This is a genomic window from Negativicutes bacterium (assembly GCA_018052945.1).
In the GTDB taxonomy this organism is placed as follows: Bacteria; Bacillota; Negativicutes; order JAGPMH01; family JAGPMH01; genus JAGPMH01.
Genome location: JAGPMH010000006.1, coordinates 14,732 through 41,406 on the forward strand (window position 1 = coordinate 14,732; position 26,675 = coordinate 41,406).

Annotated in this window: 22 protein-coding genes and 1 other annotated feature; of the genes, 2 read left to right on the plus strand and 20 right to left on the minus strand. The window is 33.2% G+C overall.

What is annotated here, in order from left to right; all coding sequences use genetic code 11:
• Positions 1 to 16: 16 nt before the first annotated feature.
• The 11 genes from KBI38_01690 to KBI38_01740 form a co-directional block, all read right to left on the minus strand.
• Entirely contained in the window at positions 17 to 3,028 is a 3,012-nt protein-coding gene (locus tag KBI38_01690; protein MBP8628771.1) for a PAS domain S-box protein, read from the minus strand.
• 18 nt (positions 3,029 to 3,046) lie between these two features.
• The gene (locus KBI38_01695) at positions 3,047 to 4,066 is read right to left on the minus strand and encodes a chemotaxis response regulator protein-glutamate methylesterase (protein ID MBP8628772.1); all 1,020 of its coding nucleotides are present in this window, start codon (positions 4,064 to 4,066) and stop codon (positions 3,047 to 3,049) included.
• A 5-nt stretch (positions 4,067 to 4,071) separates the two neighbouring features.
• Positions 4,072 to 4,887, minus strand: coding sequence for a protein-glutamate O-methyltransferase CheR (locus KBI38_01700; GenBank protein MBP8628773.1), 816 nt, complete (start codon positions 4,885 to 4,887; stop codon positions 4,072 to 4,074).
• 38 nt (positions 4,888 to 4,925) lie between these two features.
• Complete coding sequence (locus KBI38_01705; protein ID MBP8628774.1) at positions 4,926 to 5,390, minus strand: purine-binding chemotaxis protein CheW; 465 nt, start codon at positions 5,388 to 5,390, stop codon at positions 4,926 to 4,928.
• A gap of 16 nt (positions 5,391 to 5,406) precedes the next feature.
• A complete protein-coding gene (locus tag KBI38_01710; GenBank protein MBP8628775.1) occupies positions 5,407 to 7,497 on the minus strand; it encodes a chemotaxis protein CheA in 2,091 nt (696 codons plus the stop codon).
• An 18-nt stretch (positions 7,498 to 7,515) separates the two neighbouring features.
• Positions 7,516 to 7,878, minus strand: a complete 363-nt coding sequence (locus KBI38_01715) for a response regulator (protein MBP8628776.1) — start codon at positions 7,876 to 7,878, stop codon at positions 7,516 to 7,518.
• The gene (locus KBI38_01720; protein ID MBP8628777.1) at positions 7,875 to 8,258 is read right to left on the minus strand and encodes an Hpt domain-containing protein; all 384 of its coding nucleotides are present in this window, start codon (positions 8,256 to 8,258) and stop codon (positions 7,875 to 7,877) included. The genes KBI38_01715 and KBI38_01720 overlap by 4 nt, the downstream gene beginning before the upstream one ends.
• A complete protein-coding gene (locus KBI38_01725) occupies positions 8,255 to 8,683 on the minus strand; it encodes a response regulator (protein MBP8628778.1) in 429 nt (142 codons plus the stop codon). Before KBI38_01725 ends, KBI38_01720 begins: the two co-directional genes overlap by 4 nt.
• A 29-nt stretch (positions 8,684 to 8,712) precedes the next feature.
• A complete protein-coding gene (locus KBI38_01730; protein MBP8628779.1) occupies positions 8,713 to 9,801 on the minus strand; it encodes a response regulator in 1,089 nt (362 codons plus the stop codon).
• 105 nt (positions 9,802 to 9,906) lie between these two features.
• Positions 9,907 to 11,595, minus strand: a complete 1,689-nt coding sequence (locus tag KBI38_01735) for an MCP four helix bundle domain-containing protein (GenBank protein MBP8628780.1) — start codon at positions 11,593 to 11,595, stop codon at positions 9,907 to 9,909.
• A gap of 29 nt (positions 11,596 to 11,624) precedes the next feature.
• Positions 11,625 to 12,110 (minus strand): purine-binding chemotaxis protein CheW, encoded by a 486-nt coding sequence (locus KBI38_01740; protein MBP8628781.1) that lies wholly within the window; start codon positions 12,108 to 12,110, stop codon positions 11,625 to 11,627.
• Between the two features lie 189 nt (positions 12,111 to 12,299).
• Here KBI38_01740 and KBI38_01745 point away from each other — a divergent pair, with 189 nt between their 5' ends.
• A complete protein-coding gene (locus KBI38_01745) occupies positions 12,300 to 13,859 on the plus strand; it encodes a response regulator (protein MBP8628782.1) in 1,560 nt (519 codons plus the stop codon).
• 59 nt (positions 13,860 to 13,918) lie between these two features.
• Here KBI38_01745 and KBI38_01750 read toward each other — a convergent pair whose 3' ends face one another.
• The 7 genes from KBI38_01750 to KBI38_01780 all read right to left on the minus strand — a co-directional run bounded on the left by KBI38_01750 (position 13,919) and on the right by KBI38_01780 (position 22,913).
• The gene (locus tag KBI38_01750) at positions 13,919 to 14,917 is read right to left on the minus strand and encodes a GGGtGRT protein (protein MBP8628783.1); all 999 of its coding nucleotides are present in this window, start codon (positions 14,915 to 14,917) and stop codon (positions 13,919 to 13,921) included.
• Positions 14,918 to 14,948: 31 nt separating this feature from the next.
• Positions 14,949 to 15,644: an iron-sulfur cluster assembly scaffold protein gene (locus tag KBI38_01755; GenBank protein ID MBP8628784.1), complete on the minus strand. Its 696-nt coding sequence runs from the start codon at positions 15,642 to 15,644 to the stop codon at positions 14,949 to 14,951.
• A gap of 147 nt (positions 15,645 to 15,791) precedes the next feature.
• Positions 15,792 to 16,748 (minus strand): D-2-hydroxyacid dehydrogenase, encoded by a 957-nt coding sequence (locus KBI38_01760; protein ID MBP8628785.1) that lies wholly within the window; start codon positions 16,746 to 16,748, stop codon positions 15,792 to 15,794.
• A 111-nt stretch (positions 16,749 to 16,859) separates the two neighbouring features.
• The gene (locus tag KBI38_01765; protein ID MBP8628786.1) at positions 16,860 to 18,029 is read right to left on the minus strand and encodes an ABC transporter substrate-binding protein; all 1,170 of its coding nucleotides are present in this window, start codon (positions 18,027 to 18,029) and stop codon (positions 16,860 to 16,862) included.
• A 70-nt stretch (positions 18,030 to 18,099) separates the two neighbouring features.
• Positions 18,100 to 19,608 (minus strand): IMP dehydrogenase, encoded by a 1,509-nt coding sequence (locus KBI38_01770; protein MBP8628787.1) that lies wholly within the window; start codon positions 19,606 to 19,608, stop codon positions 18,100 to 18,102.
• Positions 19,609 to 19,713: 105 nt separating this feature from the next.
• On the minus strand, positions 19,714 to 20,367 hold the full coding sequence (locus KBI38_01775) for an HAD-IA family hydrolase (protein ID MBP8628788.1): 654 nt from the start codon (positions 20,365 to 20,367) through the stop codon (positions 19,714 to 19,716).
• A gap of 65 nt (positions 20,368 to 20,432) precedes the next feature.
• Positions 20,433 to 22,913, minus strand: coding sequence for a leucine--tRNA ligase (locus tag KBI38_01780; protein ID MBP8628789.1), 2,481 nt, complete (start codon positions 22,911 to 22,913; stop codon positions 20,433 to 20,435).
• A 58-nt stretch (positions 22,914 to 22,971) separates the two neighbouring features.
• Positions 22,972 to 23,163 (minus strand) — a binding site (T-box leader).
• 139 nt (positions 23,164 to 23,302) lie between these two features.
• Between KBI38_01780 and lgt the strand changes: the two genes are divergently transcribed.
• Complete coding sequence (gene lgt / locus KBI38_01785; protein ID MBP8628790.1) at positions 23,303 to 24,079, plus strand: prolipoprotein diacylglyceryl transferase; 777 nt, start codon at positions 23,303 to 23,305, stop codon at positions 24,077 to 24,079.
• A gap of 52 nt (positions 24,080 to 24,131) precedes the next feature.
• Here the strand turns inward: lgt and sdhB are convergent, their stop codons facing one another.
• Entirely contained in the window at positions 24,132 to 24,884 is a 753-nt protein-coding gene (gene sdhB / locus KBI38_01790) for a succinate dehydrogenase iron-sulfur subunit (GenBank protein MBP8628791.1), read from the minus strand.
• A gap of 5 nt (positions 24,885 to 24,889) precedes the next feature.
• Positions 24,890 to 26,644: a succinate dehydrogenase flavoprotein subunit gene (gene sdhA / locus KBI38_01795; protein MBP8628792.1), complete on the minus strand. Its 1,755-nt coding sequence runs from the start codon at positions 26,642 to 26,644 to the stop codon at positions 24,890 to 24,892.
• Positions 26,645 to 26,675 lie beyond the last annotated feature (31 nt).

Sequence of the window (26,675 nt, forward strand, 5' to 3'; positions counted from 1 at the left end):
CCCCTCTCTTATGTTGTTACAGCATTGTCAAGATTTCATTTAAACATTGCTTTATTGTTGATAAATCATTTTTTCGCGTTGCCATTTGTATTTTAAAGGCAGCATCTGATATTTCAGTTTTTGCCTCTTTATAATAATCTTTTAAAGTTCCCGCTATTTCAGCAATTTTATCATAGTCTGCTGCTTCGCTTGCTATTCTTAATCCTCTAATTAAATCTTCAATGTTAACCACATTACTTTCATTGGTAACTGGTTTTTCTAAAGCTTCCAAAAAAATTTGACAGTCAAATTTTTCGTCAATGCTATTATCGACTTTTTCAAAAAAAACACCTTCTATTTTGTCACGCAACTCTATCATATCGATTGGTTTTGATAAGTAATCATCCATCCCACTATTTAAATATCGTTCACGATCCCCTTTAATCGCATTAGCGGTAAGTGCAATAATCGGCAAGTGCCGATTATAATTTTTTTCTCTTTGCCGAATATATTTTGTGGCTTCAACCCCATCCATCATTGGCATTTGTATATCCATCAAAATACAGTCAATACTACCTAACTCCATTCTAATTGCCTCTAAGCCGTTACTGGCTAACACTGTTTTATAACCCATTTTTTCTAGCATTTTGCGTAAAACAATTTGATTGGTTTTATCATCCTCAACAATTAAAATATTCCGTTCTTCAATTTTTGTATTATTAAGACAACTCACAGCTTTTTTTCGCTTTTTCGTAATTGTTGTATAGGGAATGTAAAAATTAAAGCTACTACCAACACCAACTTCACTCTCAACCCAAATTTCTCCACCCATCATTTCAATAAGTTGCTTACTAATATTCAGCCCTAAACCGGTTCCACCAAAATTTCTAGTTATTGAACCATCCACTTGACTAAAGGACTTGAATAATTTATCAATATCAGTTTTGGCTATGCCAATACCAGTATCTCTAACCGTAAAATAAATAAATTCTTGATTATTACCGCCAATAATTTTTTTAACCTTTAATTCCACAAAGCCTGTTTGAGTAAACTTAATGGCATTTGTTAATAAATTATTTAAAATTTGCTCTAATCTAATAGGATCACCTAAAATTAATTTTTTACTTTCAAGCGCAAAATCACACATAAATTTTAAATTTTTGTTAATTGCATTTATTTTATGTGGCTTAATAATAGTATCTACCAATTCTTTTAGTGAAAAAGCAATAGTTTCTATTTCCATCTTACCGGCTTCCATTTTAGAAAAATCTAAAATGTCATTTATTATTTTCAGCAAAGATCTTGCACACATTTTAGCCGTTTGTAAATTATCTTGTTGCTCCTCATCTAAACTAGTCAACAGTGTTAAGTCAATCATCCCTAACATTCCATTAATCGGCGTCCTAATTTCATGACTCATATTGGCTAAAAACGTACTTTTAGCTTTATTGGCTTCTTCGGCTATTTCTTTCGATTTTTTCATTGCCTGCTCGGCCAGTTTTCGCTCAGTAATATCGGTAAATATCGCCGCAAATTTTTCTTTTTCAAAGCTATAACTAGATAAAGAAAACCATTTCTTGCTGACCGGACAAAAAAATTCACAATTGTAACGGCCTTGACCTTTATGCGCAATATCATACGTAATCATTAACCATTCATTTTGCTGTTCAAAGCAGTCTTCCATTATATCAGAGTAATAATTACCAACAATTTCATCTCTACTAAGTCCAGTCATATTTAAAAAGTGTTCATTTACTTCTAAGTACTCAAAATCAATATAACCTTCCTTAACATGTGGTATAACTTTATTATAAGTAAAACCACTCTGCATATTCATAAATAATGACTGATATTGTGATTTTGTACGTTCAACCGCGAATTCAAACTCTTTACGTTGGGTAATATCAAAGGCAATACCAATGATACCATCTTTTTTACCATTTATATCGAAAAACTCTCTATTAATACACCAAAACCACTGATATTCACCATTTTTACCTTTCATCCTTATTTCAGCTTCAAACCCTTCCTCTTTGCAATATCTTTCAAAATATTCTCTTTGATCATCAGGATGAACCATTTTCAGCCATTTAGTGCCGTAACTTTCCTCTTTATTTTTACCGGTGAACTCAACAAACATATCATTAACATACCGATTACCTTTTTCTTTAGCCCACCAAACTAACCCTGGGAAACTATCTAAAATGCTTAAATGAAAATCTCTAGACCTAGATAACTCCAATTCTCGTTCTTTACTATCGGTAATATCAAGAATGTTGACAATAATATTTTTTTTACCACCAATTTTAGTTGGTGCTATTGCAATTTTTAACCATTTAACATTTTCACTGTTTAAAACCTCAAAATTTTTTTCAATATATTCAGTAGTTTCTTCACTAACCAACGCTTTTATTATTGCTTTATTAACTTCACACTTTTTGCAGCTTTCTCCATAACCACAGCCTAATTCACTTTCAATGTGACCTTTGCATAAAAAGGCACTACCAAAAGCTTTTCCAATAACATCCTTATTACCAGCTAACGTTATCGCCGCATTATTCATACTTACAATATGTCCACTATCATCTACTAAGCACATTCCCATCGGTGCACTGTTAAAAATATTTTTCAGACTATTACTCTCATCATAAATTCTTTGCTCTAAGTCTTTTATTTTATTAATATTACGGAAAACAACTATTCCGCCAATCACTTCATTATTTTCTATTATTGGCGAACAAGTTGCTGATAAATATATATTTTCACCCTTTTCATTGATAAAAACCGTACCACGTACTAAGCCCGTTGTTTTTTTCTTTTCCATCGCTGTTTTTACAGGATTTAATAAATTATTTTTATTATCTACATTAAAAATTGGGAACCCTGCGGTAAAAGTTTTGTGCAAAATATTTTCTTTATTGCCGATAATTTTGACACCAGCATCATTTACATAAATAATGTTAGATAAAATATCAGTTATTATTACACCATCACCTACACAATCAAGCGATTCCAGTAATAAATTTTTAATGTTGATTTCTTTTTTCATATTTTCCCCACCAACTTTTTATACAACTGAATTTATTTTTCCTGCAATTTGTTCCAATGATAATTGTATTTCAACTGCACCAATGCTATAGGCTACTTTTGGCATCCCATAAACTACTGAACTCTTTTCATTTTGTCCAATGGTATAAGCCCCTTGCGTACGCATCTTTAATAAACCTTTAGCACCATCATAGCCCATTCCTGTTAATATAACCCCAACAACCTCGCTACCAAAAGCTGCCATTGAATCAAATAATACGTCAACTGCTGGACAATGTCCGTTTACTTTTTCTCCTTCAAAACATTCAACCTTAACGGTCGAACCAACTTTCTTCGCAATCATATGTTTATTGCCAGGTGCAATCAAAACTCTGCCCGGTAATACTAAGTCACCACTTTCCGCTTCTTTTACATCAAAGCTAAATGTCTCATTTAATCTTTGGGCAAACATATTCGAAAAAACCGGAGGAATATGCTGTACTATTAAAATTGGTGGAATCGGTGGTGATATTCCTTCTAGCAAATTAGTAATCGCAACAGTTCCACCTGTTGACGCCCCGATAGCAACGATTTTCTTTTTGCTGTGACTTATCCGCTCTTCAATCACTGGTTTTCTGATAACATTTTTTTCTTTTTGTACTTTGGCGGCTGCCGCAATTTTCACCTTGAAAATTAAATCATCAAAAAACTCTTTACCAGTTACAACAATATTGCCATCAGGTTTTTTTACAAAGTCTACCGCTCCTAAACTAATCGCTTCAAATACAGAATCATCAGAATCATCAGTACCACTAATTACTATTGTTGGAATAGGATATTGTGGCATTAATCTGCGCAAAAACTCTATTCCATTCATTTTAGGCATTTGTACATCCAAAGTCATAACATCAGGATGATATTGCAATAACTTATCTCTGGCCTCAAAAGCATCTGCTGCTGTTGCAACAACTTCAATATTAGGATCAGAATTTAACATTTTGGAAAAAATTTCACGAAACAATAAAGAATCATCGACAATTAAAACTCTTATCTTTTTCATAATAATTATTCCTTTCTATACACTGAAGGCATAACATATTTAAAACCACTATTACCTCGTTCTATTGTTTCGGCATGTCCTACAAACAAATAGCCACCTGGCTCTAAGGCCTTATAAAATTTTTTAACTAGATTTTTTCTTGTTTCATAATCAAAGTAAATCATTACATTACGACAAAAAATAGTTTGAAAGTTCTTTTTAAACGGAAAAACATCTGTCATTAAATTAAACTTTCGAAAAATTATTTCACTTCTAATTTCTTCCTTTATCTGATAAATGTTTTTTTCAACTTCTTTCATTTTATTAAGTTTCCAGCTTGAAGGTAAGCCAGCAATTTCATTACCACTATACTGGCCTTTCATCGCACAATTTAATGCCTTTTCCGATATATCAGTTGCTAAAATTTTTTTATTCCACCTTAAGGCATCTTCTGAAAAAAAATCATCAATAATCATTGCTAAAGTATAAGCTTCTTCACCGGTAGAACAAGCAGCCGTCCAAATTCTCAAATCATAATCTCTAATATTTTTTGAAATATAAGGCAAAACCTCATTCGCAAAAAATTTAAAATGACTTATTTCTCGCATAAAAAAAGTATGGTTAGTCGTAATATTATTAACAAGTTCAATTTTCGCTTTGCCACTCTTTTCATTTAAAAGATATTCATAATAATCAGTGATACTATTTAAATTTAAGCTTGCTACCAGTTTATAAAGTCTATTAACTAATAAAGTTTTCTTTTGTTCTGATAAATTTATCCCAAAATTAGCCTTAATATAATCTGCTAATAATCTAAATTCTTCATCAGTAATATTCTTCATAATTATCACCTAAATAATCTGTAACTTATGCGTCATTATCAGGAATCAACTTCGAAAATAAGCTTGTAATAATCTAAAATAAGTTTAACATCTGTACCTACTTTACCAATTTCTTTTACATATTTATTACTGTTATTTTTAACATTTGGTGGCAAAACAATATTTTCTTCAGCTATTTCTATAACCTCGGAAACACTATCTACAATTAAGCCCACCGCAATTCCTTCTACTTCAATGATAACGATACAAGTTCGGTCATTGTAAGGTACATAATTTTTTTTAAACTTTAAGCGCATATCAATTACAGGATTAATTTTTCCTCTCAAATTAATAATTCCCTTAACATAATCCGGCATTTCAGGAATTGTTGTAATAGTCTGAATACCGATAATTTCCGTAACCACCTTGATATCAATACCATAATTTTCATTACCAATCACAAAAGTAAGAAACTTATTTTTCTGCGTATCTTCTTCCAGTAGAACTTCTGCTTCGGAATTCATATTAGTTTCACCTTCTTTAATTAATTCTGGAGCTAAGCCCCGCCGGATCAATAATAAGACTAATGCTACCATCACCCAGTAAAGTACAGCCGGCAATCCCTTTGATATTATTAATATTTTTAATATAAAGCGGAATTGGTTTAACTACAATACTTTGCTTTGTAATTAATTTATCAGCCAACACACCAATCGTCATATGATCAGTTTCTACCATAATCACAATTCCTTCAGTAAATTCTTTAATAGCAGTTTCAATATTGTAAGTATTATGTAATCTTATCGTTGGATAGCATTCTCCTCTAACCATAATTAATTCTGTTCCATCGGGATCTATTATAATTTGCTTATCAGTTGGTCTAAAAGTTTCTCTAATAGTCTTTATCGGAATCGTATAACTACTTTTACCGACTGCAACTATCATTCCTTCCATAATTGCTAGCGTTAATGGAATTTTCAAAGTTATAATGCTACCACTCCCCGGAGTACTATCAATAATAATATTTCCACCAATAGCATTAATATTTTGCATTACCACGTCCATACCAACACCACGACCAGAAAACTCTGTAATTTTTTCTTTAGTTGAAAATCCTGGTTCAAAAATGAAATTATAAATTTCTTTATCACTATATTCATTTTCCGGTTTACGCAATAAGTTATTTTCTTTTGCTCTAGTTAAGATTTTATCACGATCCAAACCTTTACCATCATCAGAAATGCTTATTATTACTTCACTACCAGTATTTTTCGCTTCTAACGTCACTGTCCCCACCGGATTTTTCCCTTTATTAGTTCTTTCATCCGGTAATTCAACCCCATGATCTAATGAGTTTCTGATTAAATGCATTAATGGATCGGATATATGTTCAATAACATTTTTATCAACTTCTGTTTCTTCACCAATCAACACCAACTCTGCCTTTTTATTTAGTTTTTTAGACATATCTCTAACGATTCTATTCATTTTCTGGAATGTCCCAGCTAATGGAACCATTCTAATAGACATCACACTATCTTGTAATTCAGAAGTTATTTTGCTTAACTGTCTTGATGCTTTTTGAAAATTATCCAATTCTAACCCTTGCAAGTCAGGATTTTCGGTCACCATTGCTGTCGCTATAACCAACTCTCCCACCAAATCCATCAACATATCAAGTTTAGCTACTTGTACACTGATAACCTCTTGAGTAATATGATTGCTTTCACTAGTGTTTTTATTCTTCTCTTCAGTAATTTGCGGAACTATAATTTCCGTTGGTTTAATAGTTTCATCACTCAAGAAAATTTCATTGATTGTTGCTCTTGTTTGTTCCTGTGATAATTCTTGATATTGTGCCAAATCATCAAGTTGCTTAACTTCCATTTTCTTTAAATACTGCGTTCCATCAATCAGTTTTTCTACTTCACTATATTTTGCCTCGGTTTTAAACCACAGTTTAAAACCATCTTTTTTTATAACGTCAACAGATTGATCATTTTCTAATATATCCTGTGGCTTAAACTGTATCTCACTAGCTATATCTTTTACAAAATTAACAATAGTATATGCCCTGATATTTTCCATATCACATTCCGCATCAAAAAAAACTGTTACTAAAAAATAATTTTCATTATCACTACTTTTATTTTTGTCCGCACTAATATAGTATTGTTGATTTTCAATTTTAGGTTTTTCTTGAGCAACATTATCAGACTTAACATTTAACTTTAAATTTTCTAAAAAGCTTTTAGTTCTGTTAATTAGTTCTTGCGCAACACCATCAGGATCAGTGCCATTTTGCATTTTTCCTACTTCGTCTTTAATAAAATCTATCGACTCTAAAATAATATCAGCCAATTCACTACAATCAAAATTCAGAGAATTATCACTTCTCAATTGATAAAATATATCCTCCAATGAATGCGTCAATGTTGCAACTTCATTTACCAACATCATTGAAGATGAACCTTTTATAGTATGCATTATTCTAAAAACTTCATTAACATCATTATTATCAAACATATCATTTTTTTCACTTCTCATTACAATTTGCTCAAGTTGTTCTAGCAATTGTGTTGTTTCAAAAATGAACATCTCCAACATTGGTTCATTAATATTTTGCGACATTTTCACCAAACCCTTTCATTAGCAGGTTAAAATCCTATTAATAGTATTAACCACAAATTCCTCTTCTAGTGGTTTCACAATAAAATACTTCGCACCATTTAAAACTGCTTCTTTAATAAATTCCTCTTGTCCTACGGCTGTTACCATAATAACATTAGCTTGAGGATCTTTATTGATAATTTGCTTTAAGGCTGTAGTCCCATTCATAACCGGCATACTAATATCCATTGTCACCACATCCGGTTTTAATTGAAAATAATTCATAATAGCTTCCTGACCGTTTGTTGCTTCACCTGCAATTAAAAAACCATTTTTCTCTAACATATTTTTCAATGTTAATCTAACAAAAGGAGCATCATCAACAATCAAAACCTGTTTCATTCTTCTCCCTCCTTAACAGTGTCTTTTTCGAACTTATTAATTTCATTTAAAACCTCAACTAATGTATTATTAAACTCTACCAAACAACTCATTAACAGTTCATTTTTTGCTCTGTCCAGTAGCAACTTTTCTAACTTTTCAGCAACCAATGCTAGTTTAAAAATTCCTAAATTTCTTGCAACTCCTTTTATTGAATGAACAATTATTCTTGCATCATCATAATTTTCTTGGATTATTAGCATTGCAATCTCTTCATCAGATTTTGTATAAGTTTCTTTAAACTTTATAATCATTCTATTAAATAAGTCTAAATTGTCATTTAATCGCTCTAATACTTCAACTTCATCAACAAAGCTATATCTAATTCTTTTGTTCTTCATAAAGCTTCCACCTCTCGTGTTATCTTTTTATGAAATATTTCTCTAATAATTTTTTCAATTTTTTTTATATCAATAGGCTTTTCCAGATAACCATCAGCTTTTGCTTGTGAAATTTTATCAAATTCGCCCAAAATATCATTGCCGGAAATAATGTAAACAGCAATATCAGGCGAAATTTTTTCTTTAATAAACTTACTTGCTTCATACCCATTAATCAGCGGCATATTAACATCCATAAAAATTAAATCATAATCATAATTATCTTTTAAAATAGCCAACGCTTCTTCTCCATTTGCGGCATGTGTAATAGGAATTTTAGAACTATTATTAAAAGCTTGTAGTATCAAATCCTCTAAAATAAGCCGATTTATAACCATATCATCTACCAGCATTATATTAATTTTAATATCCGCTATAATAATCATTTCAAACACTCTTCTCTGCTTAGTTTACTTTAACAACTATAATCATTATTTCCATCAGCATATTCTTTCGCAATCTGCACAAATAATTCATTATTATTAATGAAGATTTCTACAATTTCCGGGTCAAAGTGCTTTGATTTTTCATCGCTTATAATTCCCATTGCTTCACTATGAGTATATAACTTGTTATATACTCTAGGCGTAACTAAAGCATCATACACATCAGCTAAGGCCACTACTCTGGCACAAAAAGGAATATCATAACCTTTCAGACCTTCAGGATAACCATTACCATCAAAGCGTTCGTGGTGATACTTTATTATATCCACAGCATAATCCAGTACTTCTGTACAATTTACTATATTTTCACTATTCAATAAATCAAGACCGGCAATAGTATGTTTTTTGATTAAAGCAAACTCTTCCTTACACAATTTTTCTTTCTTATTTATTATTTCGTCAGGTATTGTTATTTTTCCTATATCATGTAACATTGCCGCTTTAGAAATTATTTTTAGTTTACCCTGACTTTTACTGTCACCGTAAACCTCACCATATTTTTTTACTAAAAGCTCAGTATATTTTTTTATTCTTAAAATATGATTACTCTTTTCCTTGCTGTATGCCGTTACTACTCTTAGCATAATATTATTGTACTCATCCATAACACTTTTTAATTTTTCTTGATTATGTAAATAATCCTTATGAACATTGTTTATCTTTTTTAGGAGCTCCGCTTCTCTAACTCTAACTTTTAAATGATTATCAATCCTAATTTTAATTTCATTGATATTAAAAGGTTTAGTGACATAATCAGCAGCCCCTAAGCCTAATCCGTAAGCTTTACTATTAGGATCATCCAGTGCCGATAAAAATATTACCGGAGTGCTAGCTGTAGCCATATCACCTTTTAAAATTTTATAAAATTCATAACCACTAATTTCCGGCATCATAACATCTAGTAAAATGATGTCAGGATTATAACTTTTAATTTTCATCAAGGCTGGTAATTTTTGTTTTTCAGTTATTACCAAATAATCATCTTGTAGGGCTTCTTCTAGTAACATTAAGTTGATGTCATCATCATCTAAAATAAAAACTGTAGCTTTTTTATTCATATAAATCCCCCTGATTCTTTCAAGAAAATATCAGGATTAGAATAAAGGCAAGCTATATTCTTTTTTTATGAAATATAGCTTGCCCTAACATTAATATCCTAGTAATTAATATTTACCGAATTCTTCATCACTTAAAGAAATCTGCTGAATTGATGAATGAATTTTTGTATTTTCTTGATTTCGTCTATTATCATAATATCCTTGTGAGTGGCTCTCAAAATTATCCAAATGAATATTATTGCTAATTTTTTTTGTTTTAAATTTTGCTACATTTTTTCTTAACAAATCAGCTTGTGAACTTAATTCTTCGCTCGCACTAGCACTTTCTTCAGCATTAGCAGAGTTAGCTTGAACAACTTGGGATACTTGTATTACCCCTTGGCTGATTTGTTCAATACCTAAACTTTGTTCGTTGGAAGCATGGGTAATGCCTTCTACCAATTCAGCAACTTTAGTAACTGTATTGACAATCTCTTCTAACGCCATAGCCGTATTATTCGCAATTTTAGTTCCTTCATTAACTTTTACAATCGAAGTTTCAATCATATCAGTAGTTTCTTCAGCTGCTTTAGCTGATCTTGCGGCTAGGTTTCTAACCTCTTCCGCTACTACCGCAAAGCCTTTGCCATGCTGTCCAGCTCTAGCAGCTTCCACTGCCGCATTTAGCGCTAAAATATTAGTTTGGAAGGCAATTTCATCAATTACTTTTATTATTTTAGAAATGCTGTTAGATGATGAATTAATATCATTCATTGCTTTTAACATTTCCTGCATTTGACTATTTCCTTGCAACGCACTAGTTTGGGCATCAATAGTAAGTTGATTTGCTTTATTAGCATTTTCAGCGTTTTGCCTTGTTTGTGCTGAAATTTCTTCGATGGAAGAAGTTAATTCTTCTACGGCGCTCGCTTGTTCAGTCGCTCCTTCTGATAGAGAAAGACTAGAATCGGAAATATTTTTCGCACCGGCCGCAACTTGAACGGCTGCAGTATTGATTTGTGTCATAATTTCATTGGTTGTATCTGCCATTTGTGTGAAAGCTTGTGCCAAATCACCAATCTCATCTTTACTGTTAACATTAACTTTAACTGTCAAGTCCCCTTCTGCTATTTTATTAGCAGCATCTTTTAATTTATAAATCGGTTTACTAATAAGTTTTGACAAGAACATTCCTAAAATAACGGCTAAAATGAAAATTATAATTGTTGTAATGAGCATCATCGTCATTGTTGATGAGCTCATATCATTAACTTCAACAATTCTTTTATTACCTAAAGTTTCTTTCAACTTAAAAAGATCTGTAATTTCTCCAATAATCTCCAGACTTTTTGCATCTGCTTCATTTTGAAATAATGTAGCAGCTTCATCTAATCTGCCACTATTAGCGAGTGAAAAAACTCGCTCTCTAGTTGACATAAAACTACTTATTTTACTTTTTAGACCATTAAACTTTACTTTTTCCTCTTCACTAAGAAGGCTGAGTTCAATTTGTTTAATATCATCATCTATTTTTTTATCAAGTTCTACAACTTTATTATAACTTTTTAATCTTAAATCACTAGTTTTATCCATAAATACAAGCCTAGTTGCGGTTCTCATATCACGAAAATCCATACCAAAGCCACCTAAGTCGCCCATACCAATACCATAATCTCTATACAATATCGTATATTCTTTATCTATTGATTTCATATTAATAATGCCAATACCACCAACAAAGCCTGCTAAAATTGCCACTGTCACAAATGCTACCGTTAACTTAACACCAATTTTTAAATTCATAAACCATTTCACAATAAAACCTCCTCAAGTATTATTACTTATTAGATGTCCATGCTTACAAATAGCTCTTCATCAGTAAATATTTTTTCACAATCTAGCAATAATTTGACTTTATCGCCTACTTTACCAATGCTTTTTACATATTTATTACTGATAACATTAACATTTGGTGGTACAACAATATTTTCATCAGCAATATAAACAACCTCTACCACACTGTCAACAATTAACCCAATTAAAGTGTCTCTTATATTCACAACAACAATACAGGTTCTACTATTGTATTCCTTAAAATCTTTTTTAAATTTCAGCCTCATGTCAACTACCGGAATTATCTTGCCACGCAAATTAATAATTCCTCTTACATAAGGTGGCATTTGTGGCATTTCCGTAATGGGGTGTAAGCCGATTATCTCTATAACAATCGCTATTTCTATGCCATAAACTTCATCCCCTAGCAAAAACGTTAAAAATTTTCCTTTTTGTGTATCTTCAGCGATATCAAGTACTTCCGCTAGGTTATTCATATTGCTACCTCCTTAATTAGTTTCTATAAATTTACTTTTATTATAACTCAATATCCATTTTTATGCATTGTAGCAATAAACAAAAAAAATCCGCTATTATTGTGTAATAATACAATTCAACTTGTAAAAACAGGAAATTAGTCTTACAATAGTAATATCATATTATATAAAGGTTACGAGGTAGATATTATGAGTTGTAAAAATACTATCCTCATAGTTGACGATAACAATATTGATCGTGAGTTAGTAATTGGTCTCTTAGATGACAACAATATTAATATTATTAATGCTTGCGATGGATTAGAAGCTTTAACATATTTAAGAAATAATAATCCTGATTTAATTTTATTGGATATTGTTATGCCTAATTTAGGAGGCTTTGAGTTACTAGAAAAAATCCAAGCCTCACCCCTAACAGCTAGAATACCGGTCATATTGTTAACAAGTGTTGACGATATGGACTATATCAACAAGGGCTTAGAATTAGGGGCAGTTGACTATGTAATAAAACCCTTTAATGCAAAAGACATCAAGGCTAAAATTAAAAATCATTTTAATGTGAAAAATAGCTATGATACCAGTTTTGAGTTATTAAGATCCTTTGCTCAAGCCATTTCCGGAGCCTCTGCAATAATTAATGAAGAAGGAATTATTTTAGAAAAATTCGGTTCTTTTGAAACACAATGTCCTAATTTACCCCATAATATAAAGTTACCTACCGATACCAGTAACAGTAAATTTCTTAATCAAATTATTCTAGGGATTAAAAAAGCATTAAAATCAAATGCCAACTTTTCTTTTGAAAGTGAACTTACACAAAACGGCGTACGAAAAGTATTGCAAATTTCTATTTCAGACATGAAGTATAGCTTTAATAATAAAAAGATCTTATCGCTACATATCTTGGATATCACAAACAAAGTCCTTGAAAATAGGCAAATTGATTTATTATATGAGTTTCAAAATCGCAATCGTTTATTTAACAACTTATTGTCAGAACAATATAGTGTTAAACAAAAAAATCAAATCCTCGAAACTTATGGTTTGGATTTAAACGCTCCGGTAGCTTGTTATATAATATCAGTGTTAGATGATAAGCATCATCTAACTGACATTATTAATAATGCATTAGGAGAATGGTTATTTATTAATGGCTATGCTTGGACTTGGCTTACAACCTGGGGTATCTCTACTTTAGTCCAACCGGTTAATCCGGCAAGTATAAATAAAAATGCCAAACTTCTAGCGGAAAAACTCTTGTTGAGGTTTCCTGAATATAAATTTAAAATATCCATATCGTTAGAAGAAGATAATTTTAATTTTAACCAAATTTATGCTGACGCTTTATCTAGCTTACTATTTGCCCTTGATAATAATGATAATTATGTATTATTTAATTTTGAATTACATGCAATTTACCAAATAGTTTTAAATGCTTTTAATAATACTGATGTAGATCGATTTATTGATAAAATGCTCGGAAAAATAATTTTATCCGACAAACAGAATGATGGGCAATTATTAAAAACCCTATTTTATATTTTAAATAATGCCAGTACAAAAATCATTTCACAAAAGTTATTTATTCATCAAAACACCGTTTTATGGCGTAAACAAAAAATAGAGGAAATTTTAGGTTACAACTTAGATGATATTCATATTAAAAATCAATTATTACTAGCTTATAAGTTCTATCGCTTAAAAAACTTATTGTCCAAAAATGTTCCTGCTGATTATGTCAATCTGTGAAAACAAAAAAAGTCGCAATTAACAAAATGTTAATTGCGACTTTATCTTTAATTGTAAAATTATTTATTGGACTCTTCAATAGCAACTGCCACGGCAACGCTAGCGCCAACCATTGGGTTATTACCCATACCGATTAGCCCCATCATTTCAACGTGTGCAGGAACTGAAGAAGAACCAGCAAATTGAGCATCAGAATGCATGCGACCCATAGTATCAGTCATACCATATGAAGCAGGACCGGCACCCATGTTATCAGGATGTAATGTTCTACCAGTACCACCACCTGAAGCAACGGAGAAATAACTTCTACCATTTTCGTTACATTCTTTTTTATATGTACCAGCAACAGGATGTTGGAAACGAGTTGGGTTAGTTGAGTTACCAGTGATGGAAATATCAACTTTCTCAGATCTCATGATTGCCACACCTTCTTGAACATCATCAGCGCCATAGCATCTAACTTTTGCTCTTTCACCATCAGAGTAAGCTGTTTCTTTAACGATTTTTAATTCGTTTGTGTAATAATCGTAATCAGTTTGCACATAAGTGAAACCATTAATACGAGAAATTACAAGAGCAGCATCTTTACCAAGACCATTTAAAATTACACGTAATGGATCTTTTCTAACTTTATTAGCAGATCTAGCAAGACCAATCGCACCTTCAGCAGCTGCAAAAGATTCATGACCTGCTAAGAATGCAAAGCATTTAGTATCTTCAGTAAGTAGCATTGATGCTAAATTACCATGTCCAATACCAACTTGTCTGCTATCAGCAACAGAACCAGGAATACAAAAAGCTTGTAACCCTTCACCAATTGCTTTTGCCGCATCAGAAGCTTTAGTGCAACCTTTTTTAATTGCAATTGCCGCTCCTAAAGTGTATGCCCAACAGGCATTTTCAAAGCAGATTGGTTGTATTCCTTTTACAATACCTGCTACATCTATACCTTTATCATCACAGATTTTTTTAGCTTCCTCTAATGAAGAAATACCAAATGTTTTTAAAGATTCTGTGATTTTATCTATACGTCGTTCGTAACCTTCAAACATCGCCATACTATAAATCCCCTCTCTATATTAAATAATTCTATTCTTTACGTGGATCGATGTACTTAGCAGCATTATCAAATCTACCATATTGCCCAGTAGCTTTTTGTAGTGCTTCGTTAGCATCCATACCTTTTTGTTGAATCATTTCCATCATTTTACCAAGATGAACAAATTTGTAACCAGTGATTTCATTATTTTCATCAAGTGCTAATGTAGTAATGTAACCTTCTGCTAATTCAAGGTAACGAGGACCTTTTGCTAAAGTACCAAAAGTTGTACCAACTTGGCTACGTAAACCTTTTCCTAAGTCTTCAAGACCAGCACCGATTGGTAAACCACCTTCGGAGAAAGCAGTTTGAGTTCTACCATAAGCAATTTGTAAGAACAATTCGCGCATTGCTGTGTTAATAGCATCACAAACTAAATCTGTGTTTAATGCTTCTAAAATTGTTTTACCTGTAAGGATTTCTGCTGCCATTGCTGCAGAATGAGTCATACCGGAACAACCAACTGTTTCAATTAAAGCTTCTTGGATAACGCCATCTTTAACATTTAAAGTTAATTTACAAGCGCCTTGTTGAGGTGCACACCAGCCAATACCGTGTGTTAAACCATTAATGTCTTTTACCTCTTTTGTTTTTGTCCATTTGCCTTCTTGTGGGATTGGCGCAGAACCATGATTAGTAGCTCTTGCCACGCAAGTCATTTCTTTTACTTCATGCGAGTAAATCATATTAGCTCTCCTCTCAAAAATAAATAAACTCCTACATAATCGCAGGAGTTGTAACCATGTAAACAGGTTTCCTAGCGAACTCCATCGCTTTTTTAACCACAATATATATTATATCATTTACTTTAACCTTGTAAATAGCTCAATAACTTAATTTACAATATTAATTGGAGTTTGTTCAAGATATTTTTCCAAATTTAACACTGCAATATCCATTAGTCGCTGTCGAGCCTCTTTAGGAGCCCAAGCAATATGAGGGGTAATAATACAATTAGGTGCTTTTAATAAAGGGTTATTGCTTGAAATTGGCTCAGCACTAACAACATCTAATGCTGCCCCCAATACTTTTCTTGTAGTTAAACCTTCTGCCAAAGCTTTTTCATCAATCAACCCACCTCGTGCAGTATTAATAATCATAACCCCATCTTTCATTTCTTTTATTCTATCTTTATTTATTAATTTTTCATTTTGTGTTGTTAACGGACAATGTAGTGAAATAATATCAGATATTTTAATAAGTTCAGTTGTAGTGACAAACTTTACATTTTCATTTAAATATTGTTCTTGGGGATAAGCTGTGCTAATTACTACTTTCAAACCAAAAGCTTGCGCTATTTTCAAAACAGCTTTACCAATTTTACCAAAACCAATAATCCCTAAAATTTTATCTTTCAATTCAGTTTGTGGCGTTAAACAATATGAAAAATCGCTATTATTACTCCATTTTCCTTGTTTAACACTATCACTATGTAGTCCGATGCGATGACACAGCTCCAAAATTAGTCCAAACGTAAACTGTGCCACCGCCGTAGTGCCGTAATCAGGAATATTAGTAACTACTATTTTATTCTTCTTAGCAGCAACTATATCCACTACATTATAACCGGTAGCCAGTACTCCAATAAATTTCAAATTAGGACAAGCTGTAATTATTTCCTCATTGATAACTGTTTTATTAGTATAAATTATTTCAGCATCAGCTATTCTTTCTATAACTTCACCCGGCTTCGTTCGGTCATACACTATCAATTCACCTAAACTGGCTAAGTTCGACCAACTCAAGTCGCCAGGATTTAGCACATAGCCATCCAATACTACTATTTTCATCATTTTCTCCTTTTGTATTATAAAAATTTATAGCAAGACGAGCCTTAGAAAAAATTAATAAAATAGCAGAACAACTGAAGTTTCAGCTATTCTGCTATCATTATAACTCATTTATTGTTGAGGGTTAATTTTTTCTTTAAATATCTGTTGACCATTTTTTATTTCTACTACTACTGCACTTTTTATTGGGTTATGATTATTATCAATACTTAGTAAACCGGTTGTAATCTGTAGTTTTTTTGTTTCTTCTAGCGCCTGACGGATTTTTTCCGGGTCATCACTACCGGCTCTTTTAATTGCATCAATCACAACTAATGCACAATCATAGCCTAAAACCGCCAGTGCACTAGGTTCTTGATTATATTCAGCTTTATAAGCTTTAACAAATTCTACAACTTTCGGATCTTGATCCTGTGGAGAGTAGTGATTACTAAAAAATGTTCCTTCAACTGCACTCAATCCGGCAATTTCTATTAATTTAGGATCATCCCATCCATCAGTCCCGATCAATTGTGATTTTATGCCGATTTCACGGGCTTGCCTGATTATTTTGCCGACTTCTTCATAGTAAGCCGGAATAAAGACAACATCAGGATTTATTGCTTTAATTTTTGTTAACGTTGATTTAAAATCTTGGTCTTTTTGTAAAAAAGATTCTTCACCAATAATAATGCCACCATTAGCAATGAACTTTTCGGCAAATATTTTGGCTAACCCTTTGGAATAATCTGAGCTACTGTCGATATACATAACAGCCGTTTTCGCTTGTAACGATTTCGCAGCAAAATTAGCCATAACTTCCCCCTGAAACGGATCAATAAAACAAGTACGAAAAACATATGGTCGAACTTGATCCTGTTCCATCGTAACACTAGGATTAGTAGCAGTAGCAGTTATTAATGGTATTTTAGAGTCATGGGCAATTTGCACTGTTGCTAAAACATTTGAACTTGCTACTGAACCAAATACTAATTTTACATTATCATTTTTAATTAATTTTGTTATAGCATTTGCTGATTCAGAAGGCTCCGATTTATTGTCAGCAATAATCAATTTAATTTGTTTTCCTAAAACTCCACCCTGTTCATTAGTTTGTTTAATAGCTAAATTAATACCATTAACGGTTTGTTTCGCAACTGCCGCTAACGCTCCGGTCATTTCATAATTTGCTCCCAAAATAATTTCCTTATCATTTTTAATTAGGTTATTACAACCGCTAGTAATAAGACCTAATACTAAAACTAAGACCAATGATAAAACCACCATAATATTCTTGCGCATCATCATACCGCCTTTATTTTATTAATAGCTAAAAACGGAGTACATTTTTCAATATACTCCGCTGTTTTATTTACTCTTCATTACGATAATATTTGTCTTTAACTATTACATCATGCGAGCTACCTTCAACAATACTGGTTGATGAAACTAAAGTAAGCTTAGCATTTTTATGCAATTCATCAATAGTTAATGCACCACAGTTACACATTGTTGAACGAACTTTATCTAATGTAACTTTAACATTATCTTTTAGGCTACCGGCATAAGGGACATAAGAGTCAACACCTTCTTCGAAGGATAATTTTTTCTCGCCACCCATATCATAACGTTGCCAGTTTCTTGCTCTACTTGAACCTTCGCCCCAATATTCTTTTAAGTAATTACCTTTAATTTTTACACGGTTAGTTGGACTTTCATCAAAGCGTGCAAAATATCTACCAAGCATTACAAAATCAGCACCCATTGCTAAGGCTAAGGTCACATGATAATCATGAACAATCCCACCATCAGAACAAATCGGAATATAAATTCCTGTTTCTTGATAGTATTCATCACGTGCTGCCACAACATCAATAATCGAAGTTGCTTGACCACGACCAATCCCTTTTTGCTCACGCGTAATACAAATTGAACCGCCACCAATACCAACTTTAATAAAATCAGCACCGGCTTCCGCTAAAAATCTAAACCCTTCACGATCAACAACATTTCCCGCACCAACTTTGATATGATCGCCAAAGTTCTTATGAATATACTCTAGTGTGATTTTTTGCCATTCCGAAAATCCTTCAGATGAATCAATACATAATACATCTGCTCCAGCTTCAATTAATGCAGGTACTCTTTCTGCATAATCACGAGTATTAATACCAGCACCTACAACATAGCGTTTCTCTGGATCAATCAATTCGCTGACATTTTCTTTGTTATCAGTATAATCTTTACGGAAAACCATATATTTTAGGCGTTGCTCCGCATCAACTAATGGCAACATATTTAATTTATGATCCCAAATCATATTGTTCGCTTCTTTTAGTGAAATATCAGCATCAGCATAAATTAATTCGCTAAAAGGGGTCATAAATTCAGAAACTTTTGTATCCATTGGCATTCTAGTAACACGATAATCACGACTAGTCACTATCCCTACCAATTTACCGGTAGGCGTACCGTCTTCGGTAACGGCCATTGTTGAATGTCCTGTTTTTTCTTTTAAATCAATTACTGATAATAAAGTATCGTTAGGCTTCAAGTTTGAATCACTAGTTACAAAACCTGATTTATAATTTTTCACTCTAGCGACCATCGCTGCTTCATTTTCAATGGATTGTGATCCATAAATAAAGGACACACCACCTTCTTTAGCTAATGCTACTGCCATTTTATCATCCGAAACTGACTGCATTATAGCTGAAGTAAGAGGAATGTTCATTGAAATTAAAGGTTCTTCACCTTTTTTAAATTTTACAAGTGGTGTTTTTAAACTAACATTTTGTGGAATGCAGTCTTTTGAAGAATAGCCCGGTACCAATAAGTATTCTCCAAAAGTATGTGATGCTTCTTTAAAGTAATAAGCCATGATTATTCCTTCCTTTATCTTGAGATATTTCATTTATAATTATTGTTTTGTATATTACTACTTTTTAGCTAGAGTTGTCAATATCTATTTTATCAATTAGTAAAATTATATTAGCAAAACTTTTGTTAATTCTGCCACGCTGTTCACAATCATCTTAGGTTGTGCTTTTGTTAATTCTGCTAGCTCACCATAGCCATAAGTAACCGCGACACTATCAATGCCATTATCATTAGCGCCAACAATATCATGATAGCGGTCTCCAACCATAATATAGTCTTGTTTATTATCAAAACTCACCGCTTCAATTGCTAATCTGATAATATCGCTTTTAGTCTTTTGGTTATTGTTAAAATCTGCGCCCACTACAACGTCAAAGTATTTTCTAATATCTTCTTTAATTAATATTTGTTCAGCATAAATATTAGGTTTGGCTGTAGCTAAACCCAATATCTTACCAGAATCTTTTAAATTTGCTAAAAGATCTTTAACGCCATAAAATAAATTATTTTCAAAAATACCTTCTTTTTCAAACCTTTCTCGATATAATCTGATTCCTTCTTGTGCTATTTCTGGCGATAAGCCATACCATTTAGTATAAATATCAGCTAGAGAACCGCCAATACTTGATTTTAACTTCAATAAATCATCTTCGATAATCCCCAGTTTTTTTAAGGAGTATTGAATACTCTTTACTATTCCCTCTTGCGAGTCTGATAAAGTTCCATCCAAATCAAATAAAATAACCTTATATTTTTTCATTTTTCCTCCTAAAAAGCTATTATCACTAACTAAGGATTAGGTTATTACACCTAATCCTTAAGTTATTACTTTACTACAACATTAACTAATTTATTGGGAACGCAAATTACTTTCACAATATTCTTATCTGCTACAGCATCTTTTACTTTTTGTTGTTCCAAAGCCTTTTCTTCGAGTTCTTTTGCATTTAAGCCAGCCGGTACAACTATTTTATCGCGAACCTTGCCATTAATTTGTAAAACAACTTCAACTTCATCTAACACAACAGCTTTTTCATCAAACTTTGGCCAAACTTGTTTATGAACACTGCCACAACCAATAACCTCACTCCATAATTCTTCAGTAATATGCGGAGCAAACGGTGCCAACAATTTTAATAATGAACTAACTACTTCCCTCGCCAAATCATTGTTTATATTTTCTTGTTTATCATTAACAGTATAGATGGCATTTACTAGCTCCATAATCGCGCTAATTGCAGTATTAAAATTAAATCTTAAGCCAATATCATCAGTAACCTTTTTAATGGTGGCATGGAGTACTCTGCGTAAATCTTTTTCAGGTTTCGTTAAAACTGCCACATCATAATTTTCTGTCCCTTGCGAAACTTTTTGCGCTAATTGGTAAACAATTCTCCATACCCGACCTAAGAAACGATAAGCACCTTCAACCCCTTGGTCACTCCACTCCAAATCACGTTCCGGCGGAGCGGCAAACAAAATAAATAAACGAGCTGTATCGGCACCATATTTACTGATAATCTCTTCCGGTGATACAACATTACCTTTAGATTTTGACATTTTTGAACCGTCTTTAATAACCATCCCTTGTGTTAACAAGTTTTTAAAAGGTTCACTAAAGTTAACTAATCCAGCATCTTTTAAAACTTTTGTAAAAAAGCGGGAATATAATAAATGTAAAATAGCATGCTCAATCCCACCAATATATTGATCTACCGGCATCCAATAATTAGCTCGGTCACTGTCAAATGGTAGATTAGTATTTTTAGGGTCAGTATAACGCAAATAATACCATGATGAACAAATAAACGTATCCATTGTATCAGTTTCCCGTCGGGCAGCAGCACCACATTTCGGACAAGAACAATTAACAAAATCTTCAACTTGGGCTAACGGTGATACCGCTCCTGCTGTAAAATCAACATTTCCCGGCAACATTACCGGCAATTGTTCTTTTGGTACAGGAACTACTCCACAATGCTCACAATATATCATTGGAATTGGTGCTCCCCAATAACGTTGACGCGAAACCAACCAATCTCTCAAGCGATAATTAACTCGTTTTATACCAATGTTTTCTTCTTCTAACCATGCAGTGATTGCTTTTTTAGCTTTTTCATTTTCCATATTTGAAAAATGAGCTGAATTAATTAAAATGCCTTCATCAGTATAAGCTTTAGTCATAGTGCTAATATCAAAAGATTTTTCTTTATCGGTTATAACTAATTTTTTCGGCAAATTATATTTTGTTGCAAATTGCCAATCTCGATCATCATGAGCTGGAACTCCCATTACTGCACCAGTTCCATATTCAAATAATACATAGTTAGCAATCCAAATCGGTACTCTTTCGCCATTAAACGGATTAATAGCATAGGCACCGGTAAAAACACCTTCTTTTTCTACTTCCGTCGAAGTACGTTCAAGCTCAGTTTGATTACGAACTTTTGTAATAAAATCTTCAATTTCATTTTTGTTTTCTTGCTCGGCAATAAGTTTCGCTACCAGCGGATGTTCTGCCGCTAACACAACATAACTTACACCAAAAACTGTATCCGGTCTAGTTGTATAAACAGGAATTTTCTCTGTCGAACCATCTAGACAAAAATTAAACTCAGCCCCTTCACTACGGCCAATCCAATTTTCTTGCATTGTTTTAACGCGATCCGGCCAACCATTTAATAATTTTAAATCATCCAATAAAATATCAGCATAATCTGTAATCTTAAAAAACCATTGTTCTAATTCTTTTTTTATCACAACGGTGTCACAACGCCAACAATTACCGTCAATAACTTGTTCATTAGCCAATACAGTATTGCATTGTTCGCACCAATTTACAGCTGCTTTTTTCTTATAAGCTAAACCACGCTCATAAAACAATAAAAATAGCCATTGAGTCCAGCGGTAGTATTCAGGAGTGCAAGTTGCAACCTCTCTATCCCAATCATAAGAAAGACCAATTTCAGTTTGTTGCTTTCTCATATTCTCAATATTCTTCATCGTCCATTCAGCCGGTTGAACACCATGTTTAATCGCCGCATTTTCTGCCGGCATCCCAAAGGCATCCCAGCCCATTGGATGCAGTACGTTATAACCATCCATGGCTTTATATCGTGCTAACACATCGCCAATAGAATAGTTACGGACATGACCCATGTGTAAATTTCCCGACGGATATGGAAACATTTCTAATACATAGTATTCCGGTTTTTGACGATCCAATTCAGTTTTAAAGGCTTTGTTATCAAGCCATTTTTGTTGCCATTTTCCTTCAATTTCTTGTGGCATATATTTTTCATCCATTATCATAACCTCCTTGAGTTTTACTTCCACTATAAAATAAAAAAATCCCTTGGCTTATGCCAGGGACGAATTAATTCGCGGTACCACCCTGATTGATGAAAATAATCATCCTCTCATTAGTTATAACGTAACCACCGGCAAACTAATTGCTCTTCAACAGCAAGTTCAGCTTTATTTTTTATTAGCTCGCATCAACCGCTAACTTTCTGCAAAAAAATAATTGCTTACTACTCTGCATCACCAGATTTAAAAACAATATATAATAATAATTACTAAATTTTATTATATATTTTCCTTTTTTAAAAGTCAATATCTCCATAACATCACTATTATTTGCTTAAACTTTTTATTTAACCTATAATAATTATTAAGTAAATAAGGAGGGCATTATGCATCAATATTTGTTTTTTATTGGCGATTTTCCGATTAGAGCTTATGGTTTGGTATTAAGCTTTAGTATTATTTTAGCGACAGGTGTTGCTTATTTTTTTGCCAAGCAAGATGGTCGATGGTCTGATCATATTGTTGATATTGGCATAATTGGTGGTTTTTCCGGTATCATTGGAGCTCGATTATGGGATGTATTCTTTTTTGATTGGTCTTATTATCATAATCATTTATTAGAAATACCATTTGTTTGGCAAGGCGGAATGGCGATTCAAGGTGGTATTGTTGGCGGACTATTAGCTGGTTATATCTATACTAAAATTCATAAAATTGATACTTGGGCGTTAGCTGATATCATTGCTCCTGCCATTATCTTAGGTCAAGCCTTGGGTCGTATCGCTAATTTATTAAATGGTGATGCCTTTGGTAACCCTACCGGTACAAGTTATGGAATCATTTATCCGCAAACAACCTTAGCTTATCAAACTTATGGTAATCAGCCACTTTGGCCAGCTGAAATCTGGGAGGGGCAAATTGATATTGTTATTTTTGCACTTTTACTAATTTTCCGAACTACTAACTATGCCAAAGGGCAAGTGTTTTTGTTGTATGCAATGTTATATTCTTTAGCCCGCTTTTTTTTAGAATATCTCCGTGGCGATTATACTAATCTAATTTGGGGCTTAAAATCAGCACAATGGACAAGTTTAATCGTTTTAGGAATAGCTTTTACTTTATTTGTTTGGTCAGGCTATAACCAAAAGAAATCATCACTGTAATAAACTTATAAAAAATGGGCATCTTAACGAAAAGTTAAGATGCCCATTTTGCTTATTTATTAAATAAGTTTTTGATAGCTTGTTTATTGGTATCACGATTTAATTGTGCAAGATAGTCTGTAAGTTTAATGTCTTTCGGACATGCTTGTACACAGTTTTGACTGTTACCACAGCTACCGATACCACCTTTTTGCATTAAAGCACCAAGGCGTTCTTCTTTAGAGTATTCACCAATTGGATGAAGGTTGAATAAATGAGCTTGTGCTGATGGTGCCGGACCGATAAAGTCTGAACCGGAATTAACATTAGGACAAGCTTCCATGCAACAACCACAAGTCATGCAACGGGAAATTTCATAAGCCGTTTCAGCAGTTTTAGGGTTTTGACGAGGTGCTGGTTTTGTTTCCCATGAACCATCAACATCAACCCAAGCTTGAACTTTTTTCAAGCTTTCAAACATTACTGCTCTATCAATATACAAATCACGAATTACCGGGAAAGTACGAGCAGGAGCAAGACGGATAGGTTGTTCTAAATGATCAATCAGTGCTGCACAAGCTTGTTGTGCTTTACCATTGATAACCATCATACAAGCACCGCATACTTTTTCAAGACAATTACATTCCCAAACTACAGGAGTAGTTTTTTTGCCGTCTTTAGTAACAGGATTTTTTTGAATTTCCATTAAAGAGGAAACAACATTCATTGCCGGTTTATATGGAAGAACAAATTCTTCAGTGTAAGGAGCACTGTTAGGAGAATCTTGTCTTTCAATTATAAAATGAACTGTTTTTTTGTTTGTCATAGCTACTATTTACCTCCTTTAGCAATGTCATAACGACGAGGACGTGGTTTAATCGCAGAGTGATCAAAATCAATATAGCTAATTTCAGGAGCATTTGTTGCAGGGTTGAATTTAGCAATAGTAGTTTTTAAATATTTCTCATCATCACGATTAGGGAACTCAGGTTTGTAATGAGCACCACGGCTTTCATCACGGTTTAATGCTGCTAAAGTAATTACACGAGCAAGAATAATCATATCGCGTAATTGTCTTACGAACATAACTTCTTGGTTAGCCCAACGGCCTTTATCTGAAATACCAATGTTGTCCCAACGTTTTAACAATTCTTGCAATTTAACATCAGTTGCTGCAAGTTTTTCGTTGAAACGAACGATAGCAACATTTTCAAGCATGATATCACCAAGCTCTTTATGTAATGCATAAGCATTTTCAGTACCGCTCATTTTTAATAAGCTTTCAAATCTTTCGATTTCCGCTTTTTTAGCTGCTTCTAATTCTTCTTTTGTTAATGCAGGACCTTGTTGCTCATCTTTTGCCCATTTCATTGCACTAGGACCGGAAACAGTACCGGAATATGCTGCTGACAATAAGGAGTTAGCACCAAGACGGTTAGCACCGTGATATTGGTAGTCACACTCACCGGAAGCAAGTAGACCAGGAATGTTTGTTCTATGAGTAACATCTACCCAAATACCACCCATGGAGTAATGGATTGCCGGGAATATTTGCATTGGAACTTTACGCGGATCTTCACCAACAAATTCTTCATAAATTTCCAAAATACCACCAAGTTTATGATCAAGATAATCACTGTCAATATGTGATAAATCTAAATAAACTCTATTTTCACCATTGATACCTAATTTTTGATTTACGCAAACATCGAAAATTGCACGAGCTGCGATATCACGAGGTACAAGGTTACCATATGCAGGGTACATTTCTTCTAAAAAGTACCAAGGTTTGCCATCTTTGTATGTCCAAACACGACCACCTTCACCACGAGCAGACTCTGACATCAAACGGTTTTTGTCATCACCAGGGATTGCGGATGGATGGATTTGAATAAATTCACTGTTACCAAGTAATGCACCTTGTTGGTAAACAGCACCTGCTGCTGCCCCTGTACAAATTGTGGAGTTAGTGCTTTTACCAAACACAACACCAAGACCGCCTGTAGCAAGAATTACTGCATCAGCAGGGAATGCTTCGATTTCCATGGAGTTCATGCTTTGAGCAACGATACCACGACATTCGCCAGCATTATTTTTAATGATTTTTAAGAATTCCCAGAATTCATATTTTTTAACTGCACCTTTGGTTTCCCATTTACGTACTTGTTCATCTAAGGCATATAACAATTGTTGACCAGTTGTTGCACCGGAGAATACAGTACGTTTATTTTTTTGACCACCAAAGTTGCGAAGATCTAATAAACCTTCAGGAGTACGGGTAAAAGTAACACCCATTCTATCAAACATTTCGATAAGTTTTGGTGCTGTTTCAATCATCCCTCTGATGGCAATTTGATCCCCTAAGAAGTCACCACCATATACAGTATCATCATAATGTTCATCAATGCTATCGTTTTGACCTTTAGTGTTCATGCAGGCATTAATACCGCCTTGGGCACAAACCGAATGGGAACGTTTTACTGGACATAAAGAGAAAAGGTCAACTTGTCCGCCAGCTTCACAAATCTTCATCGTAGCCATTAAGCCGGCTAAACCGCCACCTACAACTATAATTCTTTTTTTCACTCGGATTCTCTCCTTAATCTAAGATTATATG

Excerpts from the sequence above, each read along its gene's own strand:
- KBI38_01690 (MBP8628771.1), bottom strand. The coding sequence starts at position 3,028 with ATGAAAAAAGAAATCAACATTAAAAATTTATTACTGGAATCGCTTGAT.
- KBI38_01695 (MBP8628772.1), bottom strand. The coding sequence starts at position 4,066 with ATGAAAAAGATAAGAGTTTTAATTGTCGATGATTCTTTATTGTTTCGT.
- KBI38_01700 (MBP8628773.1), bottom strand. The coding sequence starts at position 4,887 with ATGAAGAATATTACTGATGAAGAATTTAGATTATTAGCAGATTATATT.
- KBI38_01705 (MBP8628774.1), bottom strand. The coding sequence starts at position 5,390 with ATGAATTCCGAAGCAGAAGTTCTACTGGAAGAAGATACGCAGAAAAAT.
- KBI38_01710 (MBP8628775.1), bottom strand. The coding sequence starts at position 7,497 with ATGTCGCAAAATATTAATGAACCAATGTTGGAGATGTTCATTTTTGAA.
- KBI38_01715 (MBP8628776.1), bottom strand. The coding sequence starts at position 7,878 with ATGAAACAGGTTTTGATTGTTGATGATGCTCCTTTTGTTAGATTAACA.
- KBI38_01720 (MBP8628777.1), bottom strand. The coding sequence starts at position 8,258 with ATGAAGAACAAAAGAATTAGATATAGCTTTGTTGATGAAGTTGAAGTA.
- KBI38_01725 (MBP8628778.1), bottom strand. The coding sequence starts at position 8,683 with ATGATTATTATAGCGGATATTAAAATTAATATAATGCTGGTAGATGAT.
- KBI38_01730 (MBP8628779.1), bottom strand. The coding sequence starts at position 9,801 with ATGAATAAAAAAGCTACAGTTTTTATTTTAGATGATGATGACATCAAC.
- KBI38_01740 (MBP8628781.1), bottom strand. The coding sequence starts at position 12,110 with ATGAATAACCTAGCGGAAGTACTTGATATCGCTGAAGATACACAAAAA.
- KBI38_01745 (MBP8628782.1), top strand. The coding sequence starts at position 12,300 with ATGAGTTGTAAAAATACTATCCTCATAGTTGACGATAACAATATTGAT.
- KBI38_01750 (MBP8628783.1), bottom strand. The coding sequence starts at position 14,917 with ATGGCGATGTTTGAAGGTTACGAACGACGTATAGATAAAATCACAGAA.
- KBI38_01755 (MBP8628784.1), bottom strand. The coding sequence starts at position 15,644 with ATGATTTACTCGCATGAAGTAAAAGAAATGACTTGCGTGGCAAGAGCT.
- KBI38_01760 (MBP8628785.1), bottom strand. The coding sequence starts at position 16,748 with ATGAAAATAGTAGTATTGGATGGCTATGTGCTAAATCCTGGCGACTTG.
- KBI38_01765 (MBP8628786.1), bottom strand. The coding sequence starts at position 18,029 with ATGCGCAAGAATATTATGGTGGTTTTATCATTGGTCTTAGTTTTAGTA.
- KBI38_01770 (MBP8628787.1), bottom strand. The coding sequence starts at position 19,608 with ATGGCTTATTACTTTAAAGAAGCATCACATACTTTTGGAGAATACTTA.
- KBI38_01775 (MBP8628788.1), bottom strand. The coding sequence starts at position 20,367 with ATGAAAAAATATAAGGTTATTTTATTTGATTTGGATGGAACTTTATCA.
- KBI38_01780 (MBP8628789.1), bottom strand. The coding sequence starts at position 22,913 with ATGGATGAAAAATATATGCCACAAGAAATTGAAGGAAAATGGCAACAA.
- lgt (MBP8628790.1), top strand. The coding sequence starts at position 23,303 with ATGCATCAATATTTGTTTTTTATTGGCGATTTTCCGATTAGAGCTTAT.
- sdhB (MBP8628791.1), bottom strand. The coding sequence starts at position 24,884 with ATGACAAACAAAAAAACAGTTCATTTTATAATTGAAAGACAAGATTCT.